The 24,256-nt window shown below is 57.8% G+C and carries 21 protein-coding genes; 13 read left to right on the top strand and 8 right to left on the bottom strand.

The window, feature by feature from the left end; translation table 11 throughout:
* Window positions 1-504 precede the first annotated feature (504 nt).
* The 4 genes from AC1RKJ_RS08320 to AC1RKJ_RS08305 all read right to left on the bottom strand — a co-directional run bounded on the left by AC1RKJ_RS08320 (window position 505) and on the right by AC1RKJ_RS08305 (window position 4,296).
* Window positions 505-1,593, bottom strand: a complete 1,089-nt coding sequence (locus tag AC1RKJ_RS08320; protein WP_492790598.1) for an ABC transporter ATP-binding protein — start codon at window positions 1,591-1,593, stop codon at window positions 505-507.
* A complete protein-coding gene (locus tag AC1RKJ_RS08315) occupies window positions 1,586-2,365 on the bottom strand; it encodes an ABC transporter permease (protein ID WP_492790597.1) in 780 nt (259 codons plus the stop codon). The genes AC1RKJ_RS08320 and AC1RKJ_RS08315 overlap by 8 nt, the downstream gene beginning before the upstream one ends.
* Window positions 2,365-3,171, bottom strand: coding sequence for an ABC transporter permease (locus tag AC1RKJ_RS08310; protein ID WP_492790596.1), 807 nt, complete (start codon window positions 3,169-3,171; stop codon window positions 2,365-2,367). Before AC1RKJ_RS08310 ends, AC1RKJ_RS08315 begins: the two co-directional genes overlap by 1 nt.
* Window positions 3,172-3,246: 75 nt before the next feature.
* Window positions 3,247-4,296, bottom strand: coding sequence for an extracellular solute-binding protein (locus tag AC1RKJ_RS08305; protein WP_492790595.1), 1,050 nt, complete (start codon window positions 4,294-4,296; stop codon window positions 3,247-3,249).
* A 224-nt stretch (window positions 4,297-4,520) separates the two neighbouring features.
* Between AC1RKJ_RS08305 and AC1RKJ_RS08300 the strand changes: the two genes are divergently transcribed.
* From AC1RKJ_RS08300 to AC1RKJ_RS08245, 12 genes are all read left to right on the top strand, one after another.
* Window positions 4,521-5,216 (top strand): GntR family transcriptional regulator, encoded by a 696-nt coding sequence (locus AC1RKJ_RS08300; RefSeq protein WP_492790594.1) that lies wholly within the window; start codon window positions 4,521-4,523, stop codon window positions 5,214-5,216.
* Complete coding sequence (locus AC1RKJ_RS08295) at window positions 5,216-5,617, top strand: RidA family protein (RefSeq protein ID WP_492790593.1); 402 nt, start codon at window positions 5,216-5,218, stop codon at window positions 5,615-5,617. Before AC1RKJ_RS08300 ends, AC1RKJ_RS08295 begins: the two co-directional genes overlap by 1 nt.
* A 397-nt stretch (window positions 5,618-6,014) precedes the next feature.
* A complete protein-coding gene (locus AC1RKJ_RS08290) occupies window positions 6,015-6,407 on the top strand; it encodes a 5-carboxymethyl-2-hydroxymuconate Delta-isomerase (protein WP_492790592.1) in 393 nt (130 codons plus the stop codon).
* Between the two features lies 1 nt (window position 6,408).
* The gene (locus AC1RKJ_RS08285; protein ID WP_492790591.1) at window positions 6,409-7,275 is read left to right on the top strand and encodes a fumarylacetoacetate hydrolase family protein; all 867 of its coding nucleotides are present in this window, start codon (window positions 6,409-6,411) and stop codon (window positions 7,273-7,275) included.
* Between the two features lie 388 nt (window positions 7,276-7,663).
* Entirely contained in the window at window positions 7,664-8,680 is a 1,017-nt protein-coding gene (locus tag AC1RKJ_RS08280; protein ID WP_492790590.1) for a TRAP transporter substrate-binding protein, read from the top strand.
* 153 nt (window positions 8,681-8,833) lie between these two features.
* Window positions 8,834-9,328, top strand: coding sequence for a TRAP transporter small permease (locus tag AC1RKJ_RS08275; protein ID WP_492790589.1), 495 nt, complete (start codon window positions 8,834-8,836; stop codon window positions 9,326-9,328).
* Window positions 9,329-9,334: 6 nt separating this feature from the next.
* Entirely contained in the window at window positions 9,335-10,639 is a 1,305-nt protein-coding gene (locus AC1RKJ_RS08270; RefSeq protein WP_492792680.1) for a TRAP transporter large permease, read from the top strand.
* Between the two features lie 41 nt (window positions 10,640-10,680).
* Window positions 10,681-12,750, top strand: coding sequence for a methyl-accepting chemotaxis protein (locus AC1RKJ_RS08265; RefSeq protein ID WP_492790588.1), 2,070 nt, complete (start codon window positions 10,681-10,683; stop codon window positions 12,748-12,750).
* 262 nt (window positions 12,751-13,012) lie between these two features.
* On the top strand, window positions 13,013-14,533 hold the full coding sequence (gene hpaE, locus AC1RKJ_RS08260) for a 5-carboxymethyl-2-hydroxymuconate semialdehyde dehydrogenase (protein ID WP_492790587.1): 1,521 nt from the start codon (window positions 13,013-13,015) through the stop codon (window positions 14,531-14,533).
* Window positions 14,534-14,608: 75 nt separating this feature from the next.
* Entirely contained in the window at window positions 14,609-15,409 is an 801-nt protein-coding gene (gene hpaH, locus AC1RKJ_RS08255; protein ID WP_492790586.1) for a 2-oxo-hept-4-ene-1,7-dioate hydratase, read from the top strand.
* A 199-nt stretch (window positions 15,410-15,608) separates the two neighbouring features.
* On the top strand, window positions 15,609-16,589 hold the full coding sequence (gene hpaD / locus AC1RKJ_RS08250; protein ID WP_492790585.1) for a 3,4-dihydroxyphenylacetate 2,3-dioxygenase: 981 nt from the start codon (window positions 15,609-15,611) through the stop codon (window positions 16,587-16,589).
* Complete coding sequence (locus tag AC1RKJ_RS08245) at window positions 16,586-18,049, top strand: NAD-dependent succinate-semialdehyde dehydrogenase (protein WP_492790584.1); 1,464 nt, start codon at window positions 16,586-16,588, stop codon at window positions 18,047-18,049. The genes hpaD and AC1RKJ_RS08245 overlap by 4 nt, the downstream gene beginning before the upstream one ends.
* A 10-nt stretch (window positions 18,050-18,059) precedes the next feature.
* On the opposite strand, the gene hpaR is transcribed toward AC1RKJ_RS08245, so the two are convergent.
* On the bottom strand, window positions 18,060-18,605 hold the full coding sequence (gene hpaR, locus AC1RKJ_RS08240; protein ID WP_492790583.1) for a homoprotocatechuate degradation operon regulator HpaR: 546 nt from the start codon (window positions 18,603-18,605) through the stop codon (window positions 18,060-18,062).
* A 156-nt stretch (window positions 18,606-18,761) separates the two neighbouring features.
* Between hpaR and AC1RKJ_RS08235 the strand changes: the two genes are divergently transcribed.
* A complete protein-coding gene (locus AC1RKJ_RS08235; RefSeq protein ID WP_492790582.1) occupies window positions 18,762-19,361 on the top strand; it encodes a hypothetical protein in 600 nt (199 codons plus the stop codon).
* Window positions 19,362-19,508: 147 nt separating this feature from the next.
* Here AC1RKJ_RS08235 and AC1RKJ_RS08230 read toward each other — a convergent pair whose 3' ends face one another.
* The 3 genes from AC1RKJ_RS08230 to AC1RKJ_RS08220 are packed head-to-tail and all read right to left on the bottom strand — an operon-like array spanning window position 19,509 to window position 24,168.
* Complete coding sequence (locus AC1RKJ_RS08230) at window positions 19,509-22,052, bottom strand: branched-chain amino acid ABC transporter ATP-binding protein/permease (protein WP_492790581.1); 2,544 nt, start codon at window positions 22,050-22,052, stop codon at window positions 19,509-19,511.
* The gene (locus AC1RKJ_RS08225; protein ID WP_006019414.1) at window positions 22,049-22,924 is read right to left on the bottom strand and encodes a branched-chain amino acid ABC transporter permease; all 876 of its coding nucleotides are present in this window, start codon (window positions 22,922-22,924) and stop codon (window positions 22,049-22,051) included. The genes AC1RKJ_RS08230 and AC1RKJ_RS08225 overlap by 4 nt, the downstream gene beginning before the upstream one ends.
* A gap of 35 nt (window positions 22,925-22,959) precedes the next feature.
* On the bottom strand, window positions 22,960-24,168 hold the full coding sequence (locus tag AC1RKJ_RS08220) for an ABC transporter substrate-binding protein (protein ID WP_492790580.1): 1,209 nt from the start codon (window positions 24,166-24,168) through the stop codon (window positions 22,960-22,962).
* Between the last annotated feature and the right edge of the window lie 88 nt (window positions 24,169-24,256).

Raw genomic sequence — 24,256 nt, 5'->3', positions numbered from 1 at the left:
CAGCTGTTCGTGAGCAGTATCCGAAGCTGATCTTACAAGTTGAGATTTTGCTCAATTATGAAGCTCGGATCTGGCGAATTGGATATCGCGATCATGGCGGGTGTTGAAGCCGAGGTGCCCTTCGAGGCGCGTTATTTCGGGAGCGTACAGTTTGCTTGGATGGCGAGCGGTTCCGGGCTTGTCCGTAGAAAGGCTTCACGCCGATCGATCACAAGCTCAGAATCTGATTCTCGGAATTAACAGGCGAACAGCGCCTGTTGCGGCATCGCAAAGGGAGGGTAGTCCGGTTGCTTACCCACTAATGTGGAGGAGGTGAAGGGCAACAGAACGCAGGGATGGCTCGCGAAGTCGCTTTTCAGGCGAATAAAACCACTGTGCCGTAAGGTGTCAGTGATGGTCTCAGCCAAGGGAATATGGACTTCAATGGCTCGTGACGTGCAGTTCGCGGAATGATCGATTACGGAATTTCTTCAATTCGGGCGATCTTACGGTCGGTTTTGCTTTCTAAAGGCGCTGGCCTTCGCGGAACAATGCGGAACTATCCTCTTTCCAGCCCAGTGTAATCTGATCACCGATCGCCGGTACCTGAACTTGCTCAAACCTTACCAGGAATCGGACGCGATCTTGTACGTCGACGAGGATTTGCTGGCGGTCGCCAAGAAATGTGGTCGCAGCAACGGTACCGGTAACGCGGTTCGATAGATTTTCACTCGAAGTGGTCGGTTGGATTGCCTCAGGACGGAGGAAATAGTCAATCTCTCCCTCTGGCAAAGATTGCCCAACTCTGTGTGGTAAGCTGAAATCGCCAATACTGGTTCTGACCATTGATGATGACGCGTCTTTGATAATCCTTCCCGAAATGAAAGTTCCCTTGCCGATGAAGGCGGCGACATTTTTGGTCGCTGGGGTGTCATAGAGAGAGCGGGGTGAAGCAATCTGCTCGATCCGGCCTCCGTTCATGACGGCGACTCGATCCGACATCGAGAGCGCTTCGTCTTGGTCGTGGGTGACGAAAACAGTTGTGATGTCGAGCCTGCGCAGCAGCGCGCGAACCTCGATCTGCAAGTCTTCCCGCAGTTGCCTGTCAAGGGCACCGAACGGTTCATCCAGCAGCAAAATTGCGGGCTCGACGATGAGAGCGCGCGCCAGGGCGACACGCTGCTGTTGACCGCCGCTCAGTTCCTTGGGCTGTCGATCAAGCAGATGGTCAACCTTCACCAGTGTTGCGACCCTGCGCACGCGCGGCTCGATATCGGCCTTGGCGGTTCGCCGCATTTTCAGGCCGAATGCGATGTTTTCCGCCACGGACATGTGCGGGAAGAGGGCGTAGTTCTGGAACACCATCCCGATGTCGCGGCGCTCTGGGGGCAATGATTCTACGCGCTGATCGCGAATGGAGATCATTCCGGAATCGGGGCGCTCAAACCCCGCGATCATGGACAACGTTGTCGTTTTTCCGCAGCCGCTGGGGCCGAGCAGCGCGAGGAACTCGCCCTTGTTCAGCGCAAAAGAGACGTCGCTGACGACGAGCGTCGATCCGAAGCTTTTGCTGACGCGGTTTAGGTGGAGGTCATAGCGCGAAGGTTCAGCCACGATCCAGAGCTCCCAGTTTTCTCGTCATTAGAAGGACCACGATGATCATCAAGACCTGCACAACGGAAACCGCTGCTACCATCGGCTCGAAATTGTTGATCATGTAGTTAAAGATTGCGACCGGCAGTGTGATATTGTCCGCAGTCGTCAGAAAAAGCGATACAGGAATGTTGGTGAACGATACAATGAACGCGAAAGACGCGCCCGCGACGATGCCCGAGCGGATATAGGGAAGCGTAACGTAACGAAACGCCTGCCAGGGATTGGCGCCCGCCACGCGCGCCGCGCGCACGTAGTTCGGAGGCATATCGCGCAAGATCGCCAGCGTGATACGCAGGACATAAGGAATGGCGATGACCGTATGGCCGAGCATGATCGTCCAAAGCGACAGTCGCTGGCCGGTTAAGCTCCAGAAGAACAACAAGGCCAATCCGTAAACTAACCATGGAATAGCGAACGGCGATAGCAGAAGCGGGTAGATGAACTGTTGAGACACCGCGCCGCCTCGCGCGATCGCAAGGGCGGCGGGGATGGCGATCACTGTTCCCAGGACGGACGACGCAATTCCGACGATCAGGCTGTTCTTGAGCGCAAGAACAATCGTCTCGTTCGCCCACATCTCGACGTACCAGCGGACGCTGAAGCCGGATGGGGGAAATGCAATGTAGCTCCCGGGATCGAAAGAGACTGCGGCCACGATCACCAGAGGGAAGACGAGCAGAACCGCGACTGCTGCGGCATATATGCGGATCGGAAGGGGCATGCGTTGCATCAGACGAGATCCTTGCCGCGCATGATCCTCAACTGGAGGATCATGATAATGATCGAAATCAATATCAGCGCGACCGAAAGCACAGCCGCGAACGGCTTGTCGGATGAGACTGTAATCTGCTCCCAGATCGAGATCGGAATCATAGACAGGCCCTGACCGCCGAGCAGCAGCGGCAATACGAAGGCGCCGCAGACCTGCAGAAATACAATGAGAAAGCCGGCGGCCACGCCCTGCATGCTCAGAGGCAGGATTACCGCGATGAACGTCCTGATAGGGCCGGCACCAAGGGTGCGCGCCGCCTTTTCCAGGGACGGATCGATCTGTCGGATCACCGCTTCGATCGGCAAGACCATGAAGGTGAAGGTGACATGCACCATCCCGACGATGACCGAGCTCCAGCCATAGAGAAGTTGAAGCGGGTCGGTAATCAAGCCGGTCCCGGTCAACAGTGAATTGATGAAGCCTGTGCGTCCGAGGATCACCATCCAGCCGAGCGTAAGCATGTTCATGCCGACGGCAAGCGGCGTGAAGGTGAGGACGGCGTAAAAGCTGGTCAGTCTGCTGCGGGTGCGCGCCAGATAATAGGCAATCGGAAATGCAGCGATGGCTGTGATCGTCGAAACGATCAAGCCCATTGCCAAGGTGTAGCCAAGGATCCGGGCGTAATAGGCGTCGGTGAATAGCCGGCCGTAGTGTCGGAAGCTGAGAGAGTCGAGGGATGTCGGCCAGCGAAACGGGACTTCCAGACTCATCGCAAAAAGCGCGAGACCAGGCAGCATGTAGCCCACGAAGATGATGGCGAACACCGGTCCCAGTAAAAGAACCGCTGTCGACCGGCCAAATGCTTGCCTGGTTCCGTTCATCGTAACTGCGCTTGTGTCTTAGGTGCGGATTTCACGGTTCCAGCGATCGACGATCCCCGGTATGGCTCGAATGAGATCCCTATAGGGAGGCGTGATGCCCTTCTCCAGCGGCATGATGTTGCCGCGCAGTTCGGCAGGAATCTCCACCCTGCTGTTGGTCGGAGTGAAGTTGATCAGCTTGAAGTATTTCAACTGCGGCTCGGGATCGAGGAGGGTGTTGACCCACTGATATGCGAGGCGCTCGTTTCCACCCTTAACAACCTGGGCTGGAGACAACGTGATCAGCGAGTGAGGATCCAGTCGTGTGAACTGAAGGAATTTCGCTCCGCCGCTCATCATGGCCGTAACGCGGCCATCCCAGAGAACGCCGATATCGACTTCCTTCGACATCACCATACGCTCGACTTCGAGAGCCGTTCCCCAGAACTTTACAATGTAGGGCTTGATCTTCCGCATAGCCTCGAAAGCCGGATCGAGATTGGTGATACTGCCACCGAGTGCCACCGCGTAGTGCCACATCAGATGCGGTCCCCACGGATAGCTGATGTCCGGCAGCGTGATCGAGCGGCCGAATTCACCTTTGCCGGCGCGCTCAAAGAACTCCGCCCAGGATTTGGGCTGATTCTTGATTTTATCTGCGTTGAAGAAAAGGCCCGACGTCGAATATTGATACGATGCGCCGTAATCATCAAACGGTTTGCGGAACAGATCAGGTGTGTTCGCCAGATTGGGGACCTTGTCGACGGTCAGTTTTGAAACAAGTCCCTTGTCGATCAAAGAGATTGCCAGTGTCTCGCTGTTGTCGACCGCATCGAGAGGGGGCTTGCCGGGCAGCGCTTCGATCTGAGACGACCATTGCGTTGGGGAGCCGAGCACAACTTTTACATCAGCGCCCGTGCGCTGCTTGAACAGCGGAATGAAGTGCTCGCGTATCGATTGCTCCCATTTGCCGCCAAGGCTGGTGATCGTGATCGAATTTTCCTGAGCCTGGACCAGCATGCCGCTGGGCCATACTGCTGTTGCCATGCCTGCGCCCAAGCCGCCGAGAATATACCGTCTGGAATACATGCGATCGCTCCATTTTGAGTTCTGCATAATTGGATACACATATTACAATTCTTGCAAGGCGATTTATGAGAAGTTCTCGCTTATATTTGCGGTAAGCGCATAAAATGCCATTATATCGATGGTTTATGTGGATTCATTCGTCCGCGACTAATTGACTTCACTGAATAACTGAATACACTTTTGTGAACAATGGTCGCGCTTCACCTCTTGCGCGGGAACGCCCGATGAATGCCCAATCAAAAGCCTACAATTTTCTCAAGGATCGGATTTTGGCCGGGAAGATGCCGGCGGGGACGGCGATCAAGCCTGCGGACATCGGCAGCAAACTCGGCTTGAGCCGCATGCCCGTGCGCGAAGCGATCGTTCAGCTCGAGGCGGAAGGGTTGGTGACGTTCGGCGCAAATCGGCGGCCGGTCGTGACAGTGCTGAGCGTGAAGGAGATTCTGGAGCGCCTGGAGATCAGAATTGCTCTCGAAGCGCTCGCTATCGAAAGAGCTGTCTTGCGGCTCACACCTGCGGTGTTTGCCGAACTCGAGCTTCAGCTCGACCGCATGGAGCGGGTCTCAGCCGATACCAAGCGGTGGCTCCTGCTGCACGATGAATTCCACGACATGATCTATCGTCATGCGGAGATGCCGCGCTTGCTCGATGAGATCCATCGCGTTCGACAATCCATCCGTCCTTACATTCTGATGTACATCGACGTCTATAAGGAGCCCGAAATGCCGGGCGTCGAACACTCGTCGCTTCTCAGGGTGTTGCGCACGGGTGATCCGGCAATCGCCAGAACAGCGCTGGCAGAGCACATCCGCCACACTGGCGCCGGCCTCGTCTATTTTCTGATGAATGGGCAGACCATGCCGTTTCCATCGGGATCAGCAAAGAAGAAATCCACCCAGCAAACCAAGGTAGGTTCATAGTGAGCAATTCCAAAGCCGTGCGTCGCGAATACTCCGTCGGTCTCAGCCCTCCCATCAGCCACTACTGCGATGCAGTCTCGTTCGGGAATTTGCTGTTCATATCGGGCATTGCGCCTCTGGACGAAAATCTCAACCTGATCGGCGGAGATGATCCGGCTGCGCAGGCCGAGGCCATCTTCTCCGCGATGGACAAGATTCTCAAAAAGGCCGGCGCGACGTTCGGAGACATTCTGAAGGTGACGGTTCTGCTCACCGACGTGAACGACCGAACCAAGATCAATCCCGTCCGCGAGAAGTATTTCGGCGCGGCACGGCCCGCGAGCACCTTGTTTGAAGTCAGCAAGCTTGCAGTGCCGGGAATGAAGGTCGAAGTCGAAGCCGTGGTCGGGCTGCCGACCTAACGATCAATAGCCAATTTCTGATCAGCGTCGCCGAAAATTGGCGACGCTGATTCACTGCCGTGATTCAAGGGCGCCTACTTCCGCATGCGTCAGATAACGAAAGCCTTCCCTTTGGGAACAGGCCTAATCAACGGGGCTGCGAAAGGGCTTGCTGATGAGCTTTTCATTGGATGAGCTTGTTTAGCTTAATGCGAAGGTGCAATGCGAGCCAGAGTCGGCACCGCGTATCATGGCAGCCTGGAAACGATAGGTTGCCGCGATATAGGTGAAGGCCCGCGCGATCTATTTGCGATCCTGCAATCTCCTCCGGGAGCGCAGAGCGCGAATATCAGTTGACACGCCCGTGCACATACTTAACATGTTAAGTAATAGCGGAGAGCCCGGTCTCGGAGGAAACATGCCGCATCTCTCGTTGGAGTATTCGGCAAATCTCGAGTCGAAGGCAGATATTCCTGCGCTGTGCCGGGATTTGCATCAGTCGATCATGGATAGCGGGCTGTTTGAGCTTGGGGCAGTGCGTGTGCGGGCATTTCCGGCACGCCACTATGCAATCGCCGACCTCGACGACCGGAACAGCTTTCTCGACATGTCATTTCGTATTGGGCGCGGGCGCACCGCCGAAGAAGCGAAGCAGGCAGGGGAACTGATTTTTGCCGCCGCGAGCAAGCGGCTATCCGATCTCTTCGTCACCCCTCATTTTGCGCTATCGCTGGAGGTTCGCGAGATTGATGCAGCTCTCAGCTGGAAGAAGAACGCCATCCATCCCAGACTTCGCGTTATGAAGGGATGACATGACCGCGAGACTTATCAGTTTCACCACAGGGGGCAGGGCCGGATACGGGCTTTTTACCGAAGATGGGGTCGTCGACCTTTCCGTCCGGTATGCCGATCGCTGGTCAACTCTAAGGGAAGTTATCGCCGAAGGCGCGTTGGCGCGCCTTGCGGATGATGCTGCGAAATTTTCACCGGATATTGCAGCGACCGACATTCGCTACGAAATTCCGGTGCCCGGTCCCGAAAAGATCATTTGTGTCGGGGTCAACTATCCGGATCGCAATGAAGAATACAAGGACGGAAATGCGGCGCCCGCGAACCCATCGCTGTTTGTTCGTTTTCCGCGCAGTTTCGTCGGGCATGGGCAACCGCTGGTCCGGCCCCCGGAATCCGGGCAGCTCGACTATGAAGGCGAAATCGTTATCATCATCGGCAAGAGCGGGCGGCGCATCGCGGAGAAAGACGCGCTCGGACATATTGCAGCGCTGTCGCTTTGCAATGAAGGCACTATTCGCGACTGGGTACGCCACGCCAAATTCAACGTAACTCAAGGCAAGAATTTCGATTGCACGGGATCGATCGGCCCGTGGCTCATTCCCTACATTGGTGAAACGCAAATCGCTGATATTGGTCTGGAAACTCGCGTGAATGGTGATGTCCGCCAGCGCGACCGAACCGGGCGCATGATTTTCTCATTCCGCAAGATCATCAATTATATCTCGACATTCACCACGCTGGTGCCAGGCGATGTGATTGTGACCGGAACGCCGACGGGCGCCGGTGCCCGCTTCGAGCCCCCCGTGTGGCTGAAACCCGGAGACATCATAGAGGTGACGGCGGACGGTATCGGCACTCTTCGCAATGGTGTGATGGACGAGGCTTAGCGCATATTCTCGATGCAGCAGATCGACATTGAGGTCGATCAGCTCGATTAAATCGAGCGCACCCATAGGCTGCACGGGCAGACGCCTTCGATAAAGAGTCGGCTGAACTGTATCGCCGTTACATTTGGATTACGCCGCCGCGTCAATGCGTTGATCATACCTTGCAGCGATGCCGTGCCGTTCAAAGGTGTGGCCACCTTCTTCGATCGAATTCAGCATTTGCTCCAAGACGCGGCGGATCGTCGTTTTCCCCGGACGATACGCCGCTCAATGGCAATGGCTTGCATCTTGTTTTTTTAAAAGATAACATGTTAATCATTGCCATGTTAACAATCATGGGCCGCCAGAAGCCCGATCGTGTTCACTGCAGTCTCAGGGAGAGATGCCAATGCAACGGATTTCTTTTGCGCTGATTTTGCTTGCCGGAATTCTCGCGTCTCCGGCGTTGGCTCAAGACAAGACGGTTACTCTGAAAATTTCCCTGTGGGTGCCTCCTGCGCACCCACTGGTGCCGGCGACGCAAGCCTGGGCCAAGGACATCGAGGCGGCGTCCGGCGGGACTATCAAGGCCGTCGTCTTCCCGTCCGAACAACTTGGCAAGGCGTTCGACCACTATGATATGGCGCGTGACGGCATTGCCGACGTGACTTACGTGAACCCAGGCTATCAGCCCGGCCGCTTCCCGATCATTGCAGCGGGTCAGCTCCCATTTGTCTTCAATGATGGCAAGAAGGGCACGCAGGCACTCAACGAATGGTACCAGAAGTACGCCAAGACCGAGATGAAGGATACGAAGCTCTGCTTCGCCTTCATCCACGATCCGGGTGCCTTGCATGGCAGGAAGAAAATCGTCGTTCCTGCGGATCTGCAGGGCATGAAGGTCCGTCCGGCCCAGAGCACAATCGGCGAGATGGTGAAGATGCTGGGCGGCACCAATGTTCAGGCCTCGGCGCCGGAAGCGCGTGACGCCATTGAGCGCGGCGTCGCCGACGAGATCACCTTCCCATGGGGATCGATCTTCCTGTTCGGTATCGACAAGGTGACGAAGTTTCACATGGACGCGCCGCTCTACACGACCGTGTTCACCTACAACATCAATCCGAAAATCTATGACGTGATGTCCCCGGCTCAGAAGAAGGTTATCGACGATCATTGCACCTCTGAGTGGGCATCGAAGGTTTCGGATCCTTGGAATGATTTTGAGGCGAATGGCCGGACCAAGATGAAGGCGCTCAACGATCATGAGGTCTATCCGTTGACCGCCGATCAACTGGGTCAGTGGAAGAAGGCGACCGAGCCGCTGAAGACGAGCTGGGCGGATGGCGTCAAGAAGGCCGGCGGCGATCCGGACAAGATCGAAGCCGATCTTCAGGCCGAATTGAAGAAGTTCAACGCCGGATTCTAGTTGTTGTGTGTGGGGCACTGAGTCGCGGCGGCCTTGCCGTCGCGGCGATTTTTGGATGTGGGGGAATGCATGGCGGCAGCGGTCGGATCCAGTGGTGCTGGCGGCATTGACGAAACGGGGAGTGAGCCGAATGGTCCGGCGAAGAAGAGCCCCATGGACCGCTTTATCGACTCGATCGAATGGGTGGCGGCGGCGTTTGTCGGAATTGTCGCGCTGAACACCTTCATCGCGGTTTTCCTGCGCAAGTTCTTCGCGATATCGATTCCGGATTATTATGATTTTGGACGGCTACTGCTCGGTATTCTGATTTTTTGGGGCATCGCTGCGACCAGTTATCGCGGAACTCACATCACGGTTGATCTGGTGTGGGCCAATGCGACGCCGAAGTATCAGCGCTGGATCGATATCTTTGCGACCTTGGTGCTGCTGTTCGTGGTGACGGTGCAGACCTACACGCTGTTCGACAAGGTGGTCTCGACCTATCACGATCATGTCCTGACCTACGATCTGCGCCTGCCGAACTGGCCGTTCTTCGCGGTAGCCTGGATCGGTGACGTTTCCGCGGTGTTGTTGATCGCGATCCGCACCTGGCGGCTGATCTTCAATCCCGAACTGATGCACGAACCCAAAATCAAGACCGCGGAGTGACCGATGTTGAGCCATGAAGCGGTTTCCATCATCGGCTTTGTCTCGCTGTTCGGCCTGATGTTGCTGCGCGTGCCGGTCGGCATGGCAATGGGCCTCGTCGGCACCGTCGGGTTCGGTTATCTCACCGGCTTTGAGCCGGCGCTGAAACTTGTCGGTCAGACCGTCATGCGGACGGTGACCGACTACACCTTCGGCGTGATCCCGATGTTCCTGCTGATGGGCGCGTTCGTCTCGGTCTCCGGCATTAGCCGCGAGTTGTTCCGCGCCGCCAACACTTTCGTTGGACACTGGAAGGGCGGTCTCGGCATCGCCACTATCGCAGCCTGCGGCGGGTTCGCGGCGATCTCCGGCTCGTCTGTCGCGACTGCTGCGACGTTCTCGGCGGTTGCTTATCCCGAGATGCGGCGCTTCGGCTATCCGCAATCCTTTGCTGCCGGCGTGATCGCGGTCGGCGGCACGCTTGGCGCGATGCTGCCGCCATCCACCGTGCTTGCGGTCTACGGCATCATCACCCAGCAGGACATCGGCAAACTGTTCATCGCCGGCGTCATTCCGGGATTACTGGCGATTGTGATGCACATGGTTACGATTGCGATCATCGGCGTCGTCAAGCCGGACTTCCTGCCGAGTGGGCCGAAAAGTCCATGGAAGGACCGGATGCATGCACTAAGGGACGTCTGGTCGCCGCTGGCGCTGTTCGTGTTCGTGATCGGCGGCCTCTACGGAGGCTTTTTCATCCCGACCGAAGCCGGCGCGGTCGGCGCGGTCGGCGCCTTTATCATCGGCGTCATGCGCGGCAAATTGACGAAAGACGGGATGCTGGAATCGCTGTTGCAGGCGACCCGCACGGCGGCGGCGGTGTTTACCATCCTGATCGGCGCGTTGTGCTTCGGCTATTTCCTCACTATCACCCAGACGCCGCAACATGTGACTCAATTTCTCACCGGCCTCGGCATCGGCAAATACGGCGTGCTCGCGCTGATCCTGCTAATGTATCTGGTTCTGGGCTGCCTGATGGACGCGATGGCGATGGTTATTCTGACCGTGCCGATCGTGTTTCCAGTGGTCACAGCGCTGGGCTTCGATCCGATCTGGTTCGGCGTCATTATCGTTATGACCGTTGAACTCGGCCTGATCCATCCGCCGGTCGGCATGAATGTCTTCGTCATCAAGAGCGTCATCAAGGACGTCAACATGTCGACGATTTTCATGGGAGTGCTTCCTTTCGTAGTCACGGATCTGATCCGTCTCGTGATCCTCATAGCTTTCCCGCTGCTCGCGATCTGGCTTCCACAACGCATGATGGGGTAGGGCGGTGGCACGGTTGGGTTCGGGACAACAAGGGGCCGCCTATGAGTGACGCATTGCAGGTTGATCCTTCCTATGACGTCCTCAAGGTTGACCGGCAGGTATCGACACCGATGGTGAATCAGCCCTGGATAGCCTCGGTTCGCGCGCGGATCGTGGCGCTCGCCATCATTCCAGTGTTCGGGTTCATTGCTAACGGGATCAGCTTCGACCTCAATGAGAAGCAAGTCGATCACGCCTTCGCCAACTCGGCCAATTCTCGGCAGATGATTGAATCGGGCCTCGAGCTCAAAGGGGCGCTCACGACGTTGCAGGGAATAGCGAGGGAGTTCTCGACCCAGCCGAGTGCGTCGCTGGTGCAGGCGTTCGATGCGACATACGAGCTTGCAAAAACCGGTATCAATGCCCTCGACGCTCATGCGGCGGCGGATAGCCGTGGACTGATTGCGGGGCTGGATGGCCTGCTCAGCGGCCTGAAAGCAAAATTTTCAGCTCTGGCGAAGGAGCAAAACACGTTCGGCTTGTCGCCGCGCGATGGCATCAGAGGACGGCTTCAGGCCGCGGGCGCGGCAGTTGATCGAATCGCCACCGGTGACGCGGCCACGAGTCCCGCCGACAAAGGTTTTGCGATGTCGCTGATGGCTGCGCGACGCCTGGACTTCGAGTATCGCATCGATCGGGTCGGGTTCGTCCCACAGCTTTTTCGCGCCGAGATCGAAAGATCCCGGTCGTTGTTTCAAGGCGCTGTCCTGAACGCCGATCAAGCAGTTGAGATCAATACTGCGATTACCGGGTACGCCGAGGCGTTCGATGCGTGGTTAAAGAATGCCGGGGCAGTGGCTCCGTTATTGAGCGGCATCAATTCGGATATTCAGTTAATGTTGCCACAGGCCAGTGAACTGATCGCCGCGGCGAGGGACCACGCCGATAAAGCGACGGCTGCGCAAAGAGCATCGCAGGCAGTGGCAAGAACAGCGGTGATAGGGATCGGGATCGCGACCGCTGTTGTCGGCCTGCTGCTGAGCTGGTTGATCGGTCAGGGCATCAGCACGCCGTTGCAGAAATTGACGCGTGCGATGGAGCGGCTTGCCGGCGGAGAAACCGGGATCGACATTCCGGGCGCTTCGCTCCGCAGCGAGATAGGCTCCATGGCAAGAACTGTCGAAGTCTTCAAGCAGAACGCAGAGGAGGTGAGCCGTCTGACCATGCAGCAGCAGGACGCCCGCCAGAAGCTCGATGCGGAGCGCCGGCAGCTTCTGGTGGCGACCGCCTACCAGTTCGAGAGTTCGGTAGCCCACCTTCTGGATGAGGCATCGCTCGCCACCGATCGGGTGACAACCTGCGTCGGCGAAATGAAAACGCGCATCGACGGTGTTGCCCGGCACGCCGGGAAGGTCCAATCCGCTACCGAGCAAACGCTCAGCAACGCTAACGCTGTTTCCGCCGCTATTGGCGAAATGTCGCGTTCCGTCGAGCGCATCTCCGAACAGACGGCGCAGAGCGCTGGCTTTTGCGCCAATACCTCGACCGCAGCCAGTGAAGCCTGCGCAGCGATCGAAAACCTTGCGGCAAGGTGCCTGGAAATCAGTAGCATCGTGAATGTGATCCGCGAGATTGCCGAGCAGACCAATCTTTTGGCGCTGAATGCGACGATCGAGGCGGCGCGTGCCGGCGACAGTGGCCGCGGCTTCGCGATTGTCGCCGAAGAGGTCAAGACCCTCGCCGGGCAGACCGCAAAGGAAATTGAGGGGATCGAAAAGAAGATCGCCAGTGTTCAGAACGCGACTGTCACCAGTGTTGAAAGCGTCAAGCACATCTCGCAACTGGCGATGCGATCGCAGGACGCGACCGCTGAGATCGCCGTTGCGGTAGAGCGCCAAAGCCTGACGGCGCGGGAGATCAGCACGAACGTCACCGAAGCGGGACGAACCACGCAGGTTGTCGCGGATATCCTCGTTCTGGTGACGGGAGATGTTGTCGCTGCAGAGCGAGCGACCGGCGATGCGCTGAGCGATGTCGAGTTCCTCAAGCAGAAATTCGATGTGCTGGTCACCCAGATTCGTGAATTCCTTAGTTCCATGAAAGACAGCGAATTCAAGTCGAGCGCAACCTGACGGATGCCGGGAAAATCCTTGTGGTTCGCAGCGGTGCCGAAACAGTTTGCGGCGGGAAGAGCGTTCCCGCTGCCATGGCGAGCCTCCCAAACTAGTCGGTCGTATGGATATGCCGTGCGGCCGATACTTTTTGCCCTCAAACGCGGCTTGCCGGATTGCGATTGACACACGCGTATAATTCATTAACATGTTAATGAAATGAAGGTGGCGATGCCCATAATCGCTGTTGCCGAGCGATTTGGACGGATGCATTGGAGGCTGGATGTCGGATTTGAGTGAGAACCTCAGAAAGGCGGAGAGATATCTCCAACGGTTCCGGGGCGCGCCGGTTTGTCATCATATCGGCGGGGTCAGCGTTCCGTCGGCTGACGGGAGTTACTTTGAAACCATCTCGCCGATCGACCTGAAGCCGCTCGCAAAAATCGCTGCCGGCAAGGCAGAGGATATCGACCGTGCCGCGAAAGCGGCAAAAGCGGCTTTCCCCGAATGGTCGGCTATGCCGGGAGGGAAGCGCAAAAAACTGCTTCACGAATTTGCGGACGCTATTGAAGCCAGGGCGGAAGAGATCGCCCTGGTTGAATGCATGGATACAGGTCAATCGCTGCGGTTTATGGCAAAGGCTGCGTTGCGCGGTGCGGAGAATTTCCGCTTCTTCGCCGATCGGGCGCCGGAAGCGCGGGATGGCAAGACGTTGCGCGCGCCGGGTCAGATCAACATGACGTCACGAGTGCCGATCGGGCCGGTCGGAATCATCACGCCGTGGAACACGCCGTTCATGCTATCGACCTGGAAGATCGCGCCGGCATTGGCTGCGGGCTGCACCATCGTTCACAAGCCCGCGGAGTTCTCCCCGTTGACGGCACGGTTGCTTGCGGAGATCGCCGTCGACGTGGGAATTCCAGCCGGCGTGTGGAATCTGGTGAATGGGTTAGGTGAAGAGGCCGGGCGGGCGCTCACCACTCATCCGGACATCAAGGCGATCGGCTTCGTCGGCGAAAGCCGGACGGGATCGACCATTCTCAAGCAGGGCGCGGATACCCTGAAGCGGGTGCATTTTGAACTGGGCGGCAAGAATCCGGTGATCGTATTCGCAGATGCCGATCTGGATCGTGCGACCGATGCCGTCCTGTTCATGATCTATTCGTTGAACGGCGAGCGATGCACGTCATCGTCGCGGCTGTTGGTCGAAGCTTCGATCTATTCGGATTTTACGGCCAGGCTTGCTGAGAAGATTGGAAGGATCAAGGTCGGTCATCCGCTCGATCCTGCAACCGTCATCGGGCCGATGATTCATCCTGAGCATCGCGAGAAGGTGCTGTCGTACATTTCTCTCGGGCAGGCCGAAGGTGCCAGATTGTCTGCGGGCGGAACGGCGGTCGAGGGCCCTGGAGGTGGATGCTATGTGGCGCCCACGCTTTTTACAAACGTGACTAACACGATGCGTATCGCTCAAGAGGAAATTTTTGGCCCAGTTCTGGCAGCCATTCCTTTTGATACGGAAGATGAAGCGTTGGCCTTGGCCAACGATAGCCAATATGGCCTCACGGCGTATCTCTGGACGTCCGACGTTGGCCGGACATTTCGGTTCACCGACCGGCTCGAAGCGGGGATGATCTGGGTCAATTCGGAAAATGTGCGTCATTTGCCAGCACCGTTTGGCGGCGTGAAAAACTCCGGCATCGGCCGGGATGGCGGAGACTGGTCGTTCGACTTCTACATGGAGACAAAGAACGTCGCATTCGCGACACGTGCGCACGACGTTCAGCGTCTCACCGGTGACTGAGCCAATCGAGGTCATGTTTGTTCCAGGAAACCGGCTGTTGCGGATTATCAGGATCGTTGGATTGCATTTATGTCGTTGAAGCCAGAATTGATACGTGATGCGGCAGCCCAGTTGAGCAGGGCGGAACAGACCCGCGTGCAGATTCGGCAGCTATCGCTGCAATACCCGGACCTCACTATCGAGGACTCGTATGCCATTCAGCAGGCTTGGATGGGCATGAAGATCGCGAATGGTCGCACCATGCGCGGCCACAAGATTGGCCTGACCTCCAAGGTCATGCAAAGCGCGTTGGCAATCGACGAGCCGGACTCCGGAGTTTTGCTCGACGATATGTTCTTCGAGAATGGCGCGGTCGTGCCGTCCGATCGTTTTATCGCAACCCGGGTCGAAGCAGAACTGGCGTTTGTGTTGAAGTACAGATTGAAAGGGCCGGATTGCTCTTTGCTCGATGTGCTCAACGCGACCGATTTCGTCGTGCCGGTGCTTGAGATTCTTGATACACGAATCGAGCGCGTCGATCCCAAAACAGGATCGATGCGGAAGATCTTTGACACCATTGCCGACAATGCAGCGAATGCCGGCGTCGTGCTCGGCGGGCGTCCGTTTCGCCCGACAGATACAGACCTGCGATGGGTAGGTGTGCTGGTCCACAAGAACGGGCAGATCGAGGAGACCGGAGTTGCGGCGGGAGTCCTGAACCATCCTGGCAGCGGTGTGGCATGGCTCGCGAACAAAATCGCGGCGCAGGGATATTCGCTGGAAGTGGGGCAGGTGATTCTGTCCGGATCCTTCATACGGCCGGTTGAAGCCAGGAAGGGCGATACGATTCATGCGGATTTCGGCGCATTCGGCAGCGTCACTTGTCATTTCGGCTAAAGTCCATGAACCGCTCGCAAAATTCGTTCAAGACGGCCAGGCGATATTTCCGGAGCCGTGCTGGGAAGATCAGATCGCTTTGCAATGGTGTTATCGAAGGCAGCGCTAGGCCGTGAGCAAGCTGAAAACGCTGACATAGGCCTGATCGAGCCAAGCAAACCTACTGAAAGACAAAAACGAATATCGAGGTGAGGAAATCATGGCGATCCCTGTCTGTGTGTTGAATCCTCCGTTCAACGTCGTCCGTCTCAGTCATATTGTCTTGACGGTGACGGATTTGAGCGCATCGCGTAAGTTCTACGTCGAAATTCTTGGCTTGCAGGTTACGGATGAAACCGAAAACCGCATCTATCTGCGGGCCATGGAGGAACGCGGCCACCATTGCATCGTGCTGGAGAAGGGCGATGTGGCGGTTGCCAACGAACTTGGCTTCAAGGTTCAGAACGACGAGCATCTCGATCAGGCGAAGGCATTTTTTGAATCGCAAGGACTTGCGACCTCTTGGGTCGAAACTCCGTATCAGGGGCGCACGTTCAGAACACGCGACCCGCAAGGTATCCCGCTCGAGTTCTACGCGCGGATGGAGCGACTGCCGGCCATCCATCAGAAGTACGCTCTCTATCGCGGCGTGAAGCCGCTGCGGATCGACCACTTCAACTGCTTCAGCCCTGATGTCGCCGAGGCGGTGAGCTTCTATAACTCGATCGGCTTCCGGTTGACCGAATACACCGATACCAAAGACACCGGTGAGTTCTGGGCGGCCTGGATGCATCGTAAAGGCGGCGTGCACGACATCGCCTTTACCAACGGCATGGGCCCGCGGCTGCATCACGTGGCGTTCTGGGTGCCGACGCCGCTGAACATCATCGATCTGCTGGATGTTATGTCCACATCCGGTTATGTGGCCAACATCGAGCGCGGGCCGGGGCGTCACGGCATTTCGAATGCTTTTTTCCTCTATATCCGTGATCCCGACGGGCATCGCATCGAAATCTATTGTTCTGACTATCAGACAGTCGATCCGGATCACGAGCCGATCCGATGGGATCTCAAGGATCCGCAACGGCAAACGCTGTGGGGCGCGCCGGCTCCCCGTTCATGGTTCGAGGAAGGCAGCTTGTTCATCGGCGCCACACCGAGAAAGCCCAAGCTGCTGGCGACACCCATCGTGGCGCCATGATGCGCCGCGTCGATCTGCGGCTGCTGCGTGACCGTGCCTATCTCGGCGGCGAATGGGTCAGCGCAGCGGATGGCGGCACCTTCGCGGTGACAGATCCCGCCGACGGCTCTGTCGTTGCGATGGTGGCTGACCTATCGCGGGATGATGCGGAGCGGGCGATCGCGGCCGCACAGGCAGCATTTCCGGGCTGGCGGGCAACGCCGGCGAAGGAGCGCGCGAACCTGCTGCGCCGATGGTTTGATCTTGTCATGGAGCGTGCGGAGGAACTCGCAGCCATCCTCTCTCGCGAGCAAGGAAAGCCCTTTCCGGAAGCGCGCGATGAGGTTGTCTATGGTGCATCTTTCATCGAATGGTTTGCCGAGGAAGCGCGCCGCGTGTATGGCGACGTGACGCCCGCACCGAGGTCGGGGCGCGAGATCGTCGTCCTGAAAGATCCGGTCGGCGTGATCGCAGCGATCACGCCATGGAATTTTCCCAATGCCATGATCACCCGCAAGGTTGCGCCGGCTCTGGCGGCGGGCTGTACCGCGATCGTGAAGCCAGCCGGCGAAACGCCGCTTTCGGCGCTGGCGTTGGCTGCCCTTGCGGAAGAGGCGGGAATTCCGCCTGGCGTTCTCAACGTCCTGCCGACGACCCGCACCAGGGAAATTGGCGACATTCTGACGAGCGACCACCGCGTGAGGAAAATATCGTTCACAGGATCAACCGAGACCGGCAGGCTGATCATGCGGCAATGCTCGGATACGATCAAGAACGTGTCGCTCGAGCTTGGAGGGAATGCGCCTTTCATTGTGTTCGATGATGCAGATGTGGATCAGGCCGCGAGCGGAGCTATTGCGTCGAAGTATCGTAACTCGGGACAGACATGCGTTTGCGCCAATCGGTTTTATGTTCAGTCCGGAATTTACAACGCGTTCGCTGAAAAACTGGCGCTCGCCGTAAGCCAGTTGAAGGTTGGCTCAGGTTTTGAGAGAGGTGCCCAGCAAGGTCCTCTCATCAGCGAAGCAGCTATCAAGAAGGTGCAACTACTGGTGGACGATGCGCTTCGGGGAGGCGCCCGCGCAATTGTCGGCGGTCGGCCTCACGCACGTGGCGGTCTATTTTATGAGCCGACCGTGCTCGTCGATGTTCCTCCTACTGCAAGACTGTTGCGCGAAGAGATATTTGGACCTGTTGCGGCACTGGTCAGATTCGAACACGAGGACGAGGCTGTCGAGCGGGCCAACGACAGTGAGTTTGGGTTGGCCTCATACGTCTACACCCGAGATCACGGGCGGGCTTGGCGCCTTGCTCGTAGTATCGATGCCGGAATCGTAGGGATCAATGAAGGTGCGATTTCAACGGCCGAGGCGCCCTTCGGTGGAGTGAAGCAGTCCGGCATCGGCAGGGAAGGATCACGATACGGGATCGATAGCTATATCGAGATCAAATATGTTTGTATGGGAGGGCTATCGCACTAGCGCAAGGATTCTAACCCGACGCCTTGCGTGCTTTTCTTGGCTTTCCGTCGGCTCGGCTTGCTTCCTTTTTGCCGGCTGCGGAAACCGGCTGGAAGATTGGGCTGGACATTGCGTCCTCCAGCTCCTTCAGCATGTTTTGCAAGGTCAATAGCTTCTTTGCACCATAGCGCTCAGACATCTGAGCGTAGATTGATTCGGAGTATACGCCGACGTTCTCGATCAGGCGTAAGCCTGGAAGGGTGATGGATACGATGACGCGCCGCTGGTCACTGTTCGGTGTTCGGCGAACGATGAGCTTGCGGCTCTCAAGCTCCTTGAGGATGCGTGACATGCTCGGACCAAGCAGAAATGTCATTTCGACAAGCTCGGAGAATTCGACAGATTCCTTTGACGTCAAGGCCCGCAAAACCCGCCACTGCTGTTCCGTGATCCCGAATGTGCGAAGCATGGCGCGAAAATGTTGCATGACCGATTCACGTGCGCGAAGGAGCGACATCGGCAGCGACATCGAGAAGCCGCGAAGGCGGCCTCCGGGGGGCGAGGGATCGTCAATCATGGTTATCTTTTTGGGCGGACGTGAAGTGTATTGGCTAGCGTTTTTGTGGTCATTTTACCAGTGGAGATTTGGACAGGCTTGCGATTTGAAGCGGCTTGGATCTGCATTCAAAAATGTTCAGATTGTTCAATCTGAACGGCTCGAAAGGTGGGTATCATGGAGTTCGAGAGCGCAACGCCATCAATCGTACGGTCAATCAAACAGCGCGATTTGCTGAACCAATGGCTTCGCTTGTTCGCAAAGCATGAGCAGCAACCGCGCGTAGTCGATTATCAGCCTGACCGGATCGGTGATGAGTTACCGAAGTTGGCGCTGTTTACAGTCGATCGGCAGACGGTGCCTCCACGACTGTTCTTCGAGCGGGAAAGCACCCACATGGCTACGGTCTACGGCCATGCCAGCACGGGGCAAGCTCTCGATCAGTATCTCGGCCCCCAGCTCGCCCCGATGATTATTCCGGCGTACGTCGAATGTATTTCCCGCGCTCGCCCAGTTTATACGATCTTTATGATCGAGGATGTACTTCACAGGCCCGTATCTTACGAACGTCTGCTACTGCCATTCTTCGAGGAGGGGCTGGTGACGCAGATCATCGCCTCGCATCACAATATCAGTATAGACGGCGCCTTTGAGATCAATGATTTGATGGGCGCAAACCGTGCCACTCCCAGGCTGGAACTGTGTGTCGTCATCGATCGCCATCTAGACAGGCATAGTCCGATGACGGGTTCGAAGAATGACATTGTCGAAATGTGAGGTCACAGTGGGGTCGATCTTGCTGGCATCGTTTGTTTGATCGTCTCCCGATATGCTGAGGAGGAAGCTCAAACGATTTGGTTTGGGCAGGGCACTTGCTTGTGGACCAAGCCATTGCCCCGTTGGATGTACCAGCTTCACGGATCATCAGGCGCCGACCGCAGTCCTTTGATCAGCGCTTGCCTGAGCATTTCCACCCAGATACGCGGCTTCGAGCGAGGGATCCTCCGCGATGATTTCTGCCGCGCCGCTTTTTACAATGGCGCCCGTCTCCAGGAGATAGGCCCTATCAGCCAGAGCAAGCGCTTGTCCGGCCATCTGGTCGACGACGATCAGTGTCATGCCTTCAACGCGGAGTCTCTCGAACGACGCAAAGAGTTCATCGACAACAAGCGGAGCAAGACCAAGCGAGGGTTCATCCAGCATCAGCACCTTCGGCGATGTCAGCAGGCCGCGCGCAACTGCCAGCATTTGCTGTTCACCACCGGAGAGGAGACCGGCGCGGTGATCGATGCGTTGGTTCAAGCGCGGGAAGCGGGCCAACATGGCTTCGACTTCGGCATCGAGGTCGATACCCGTGCGAGCATAGGCGCCAAGCTGCAGGTTCTGCCGGACGGTGAGTTCTGGAAATACCTGTCGTCCTTCCGGCACCAGCACAACTCCGATACGGGCTCGCGCATGCGCGGGCAGGCCGTCGATCCGTTTGCCGGAAAGCGAAATCTCGCCGGTTGCACGTGGCGGCTCGAGGCCCGCGATGGAGCGCATTAGCGTAGTTTTGCCGGCACCGTTTGCGCCAAGCACCGCGATCGCTTCGCCGTCTCCGACAACAACATCGATGTTTTCGAGCGCCTGCGACAGACCGTAGAACGCATTAAGCTTCTTAATATCGAGCACAGTTTCCTGTCCGGTCTGACGTGCGGGACGGTGGTGCTGTTCGCTTGCCGTAGCGTCGCCAAGATAGGCTTTCCGAACCAGCGGATCGTTCCGGATGGCCGCAGGCCCGCCGATGGCGATGCGCTTGCCACCATCGAGCACCACGATGTGATCGCTCAGCGACATGATCATTGGCATGTCGTGCTCGACAATGATCACGGCGACACCGAGGTCTGCGATGCGGCGCAGGAGCGTCGCTAAGCGCTGCTTGTCGCCTTTCGACAGGCCTGCGGCGGGCTCGTCAAGAAGCAGAACTTTTGGCCGCAACGCCAACGCGCGCGCGATTTCGACCAGACGCTTCTCGCCATGCGGCAGGGATTCCGCCGGCCGGTCGAGGTCGCCGTCGACACCGGCGAACCGCAGCAGCGATCGTGCGAAACGCTCCGTATCCGGGTTGCGCAGCGGCGAGACGATGCCGCCGAGCTTACCCGCGGTTTCCGCCAGAAGCGTGTTCTCGATAATGGTGAGTGATCCGAACAGTTGCGTGGTCTGAAATGTTCGGGCCACGCCAGCGCGGGCGAGGACATGCGACGGCAGGCCGGTCAGGTCACGATCGCCGAGCTTTACCGTCCCTGAGCTCGGCCGATAAAACCCGCAGAGCAGGTTGAGAGCGCTCGTCTTGCCGGCGCCGTTGGGACCGATCACGCTCGTAACGTGACCAGGCTGTGCCGTAAATGTCACGTTCTGCACCGCGCGCACACCACCAAATGCAATCGAGAGATCCGTCACGTCGAGCGGAGGAACGCTGTTGGTTTCCACACGAAGCCCGGCGCCCGGTTCGCCGATTGCGGACACGGCTTCCGTTTCGGATTGCAGCCGTGACGCTGGAAAGAATTTTGCGATGAGCTGTCCGACAAGGCCTGCAACCCCGTTTGGAGCGACGCGCAGCACAGCGAACAGCAAAAGACCAAACGCGAGCAGGCGATACTCCGCCAGATCCGACAGAAGCTCCGGCAACAGCACGACAAGCGCTGCACCGATGACCGGGCCGAGCGCCGATCCGGCTCCGCCGATCATGACGCCGAACAGCAGCAGGATCGATTGCAGGAATGGGAATGAACTTGGGCTGATGTACCCCTGAAGCGGAGCGAACAACGATCCTGCCAGCGCCATGGCCGCCGCGGAAATGACAAAGGCCATAGTGCGCACGCGGACGAGATCGATACCGACCGAGCGTGTCGCAACCTCGGAATCGCGAGCGGCGCGCATGGCATAGCCCCAGCCGCTGCGCTTCAGCCGATCGAACAGGACGACGCCGGCGAACATCAGGATGACGCTGGCGATCGCGAGGCCGCGTTCCGACAACGGCACGCCGAAAATGCTCGGCGGAACGGTAAGGACGAGGCCGTTGCCGCCGCCGGTGAGATCGCGCCATTCGATGGTGCCGTGTTCGACGATGAAGCCGAACGCGATCGTGACCATGGCCAGATACGGGCCCCGGACGCGTAGCGCGGGCATAGCAAGAAGACCGCCGATGATGCTGACAAGGACGATGCCTGCGCCGGTAGCCGCTAGATATGGCCAACCCGCTTTTTCCATCAGAAGCACCGTGGTGTAGGCGCCAATAGCCATGAAACCGATGTGCCCGAGCGAGATCTGGCCCGCGAGTCCGAGCAGGACATTCAGGCCAATGCAGGCAATTGCGGTTAGTGCGATCGTCGCGATGAGAAACACCGCGTAGCTGTCGGCGAGGGCGGTATAGCCAAGAGTGATCGCAAGTACGGCGCAGCCGATGAGAAGAGACGTGCGGGAAGTCATACCTTTTTCACTCCAGCGCGGCCGAGCAGCCCGTGAGGCAGAACTACGAGAATCACGATGACGGAAGCGAATGTGATGATCTGGGTGTAAACCGAGCCGAGATAGCTGGTGGCGAACACCTCGATGAGACCGAGACAGAGTCCAGCCAGCATCACGCCCCATGCGCTACCTAGGCCGCCGATAATCGCGGCGGCAAATGCCTTGATGCCGAACAGTGTGCCCATTTCCGAAGAGACGTTGAATAGCGGCGCGATCAGGAGGGCGGCGATCCCGGCGAGAACTGCCGACACCGCGTAGCTTGCAGCGATGGCGCGGCCGACATCGATGCCCATCAGGCGCGCTGCATTTGGATTTTGCACGACGGCAAGCATAGCGACGCCGTGGCGTGTACGGCGGGTGAAAAGATGGAGAGCCGTTGCCAGCAGAAGGCCGATGACCGGGATCAGTAGCTGAAGCGGATAGACGCCCGCTCCTTCGACGATCTGGATGGGCTTCACCGCGAGCATCGACGGGAAACCGCGAGGCTCCTTGCCGAACACAAACAGCATCAGGTTATCGACGATGATGCCGACGGCGACAGTCGCCATCAGCCAGTTGTCCGATCCACGCTGCACGAACGGGCGCACGGCGTAACGTTCGATGATGAGGCCATACAGAGCGCAGATCGCGAGCACGGCCGGAATTCCAAGTGCGCCCGGCCAGCCCCACAGGACAAGAAAAAAGTATCCGGCCACGGCTCCCAGGGTCATCGAACTGCCCTGGGAGAAATTCACGGTGCCGGATACGGCGTAGGTGACATGGAAGCCAAGCGCGAGCAGCCCATACATGCTGCCGAGCGCCAATCCTGTGATGATCGCAGGAAGAAGTGACATGTGCTGAGCGCCTTGGTTATCGGCTAACGAGCCGGTTACTTCTTCACAAACGGCAGGATGTGGTTGTCCTCGAAGCGCGTCCAGATGTAGTCGCTCTCCGTGAGCGCGTCGTGCTTTGTCTTCGTGAACGGCTTCTCATATGTTTTGATCAGGCCATCGACTCGGTCGATTGTGTAGAGGCCGTCACGAATTGCGACGGGTTCTGCCTTGCCGGCCTTCTCGATTGCCTTCGCAATGACGAGGACGGAGTCGTAGGCGTTGGCAACGCCGACGGCAGGGGTAATGTCAGCCGGACCCTTGATGTCAGGATACTTCGCCTGCAGTGCCGCGATGACTTTCTTGCCGACAGGCGAGAGGTCGCCGAAGAAGCTGTAGGTCTGGACGAAAATCACGTTCTTGGCGTTAGGGCCTGCAAGTTCAGTGAAGCGGCCGCCGGCGGGACCCCAATGCGAAACGATCGGCGGAGCCCAGCCCATTCGGTCGAGTGACTTCACCACCTGCGAAGCGGGGCCGACGTTGCCGACCAGGAACAACGTATCGGCGCCTGCCTGCTTCAATCGTGAAAGCTGCGGCACGACATCGACGTCGTTGCCTTCGAATTTCTCGATGCCGGCGGGCTCTGTGCCAGATGCTTTCATGGCCGCCTTGAGGCCATGCTCGTTCGACTCGCCCCATGGATTGTTGACCAGGATCAGACCGGGTTTTTTGGTGTCGTAGGTCTTGCGGGCGAATTGGACGATGGCCTTGTCGACTTCATCATCCATCGCCGAGACACGGAACACGAAGTTGTCGGCGGCGCCGTTCTGCGTGATGTTGGTGCCCGCAGCCCATGGCACGACGAAGGGCATCTTGGCGTTGTTGACGAACGGCACGATCGCGAGTGCGACCGGCGTGTCGAGGCCGCCGAGCAGGGCTGAGACCTTCTCACGCTGGATCAATTCGCGTGCGGCAATGAGTCCTTTCGCCGGATTGCTTTCGTCATCGCGGCGAACGAGTTCAAGTGGCCGGCCGAGAACGCCGCCCTTGGCGTTAATCTCTTCGATGGCGATGGTGGCTCCACGAGTCAGAGCTTCGCCAGCTCGTGCCGATTGGCCTGAAAGGGCAGTGACGAGACCAATCTTGATAGGGTCAGCGGCGTGAGCTGGTGAAACGGCCAGTGTTGCCGCGAAGGCCGCGCCTATCATGCCTTGCCGGAACGAAAGACGAGGAAAGGCACGGTTCGATGATGTCGAATTGTAGCGCATTCTGTTATTCCTCCCAATAAGGCGGTCACTCTGCGTATCGAGAGCGAACTCGCCAGCATTTCCGCCGCTCATCGTTTTGCGAACTTGA

This window comes from Afipia sp. GW822-FHT04G07 (assembly GCF_058800765.1).
Note: the sequence above shows the minus strand (reverse complement) of the source record. Positions and strands in the feature narration are given on the sequence as shown.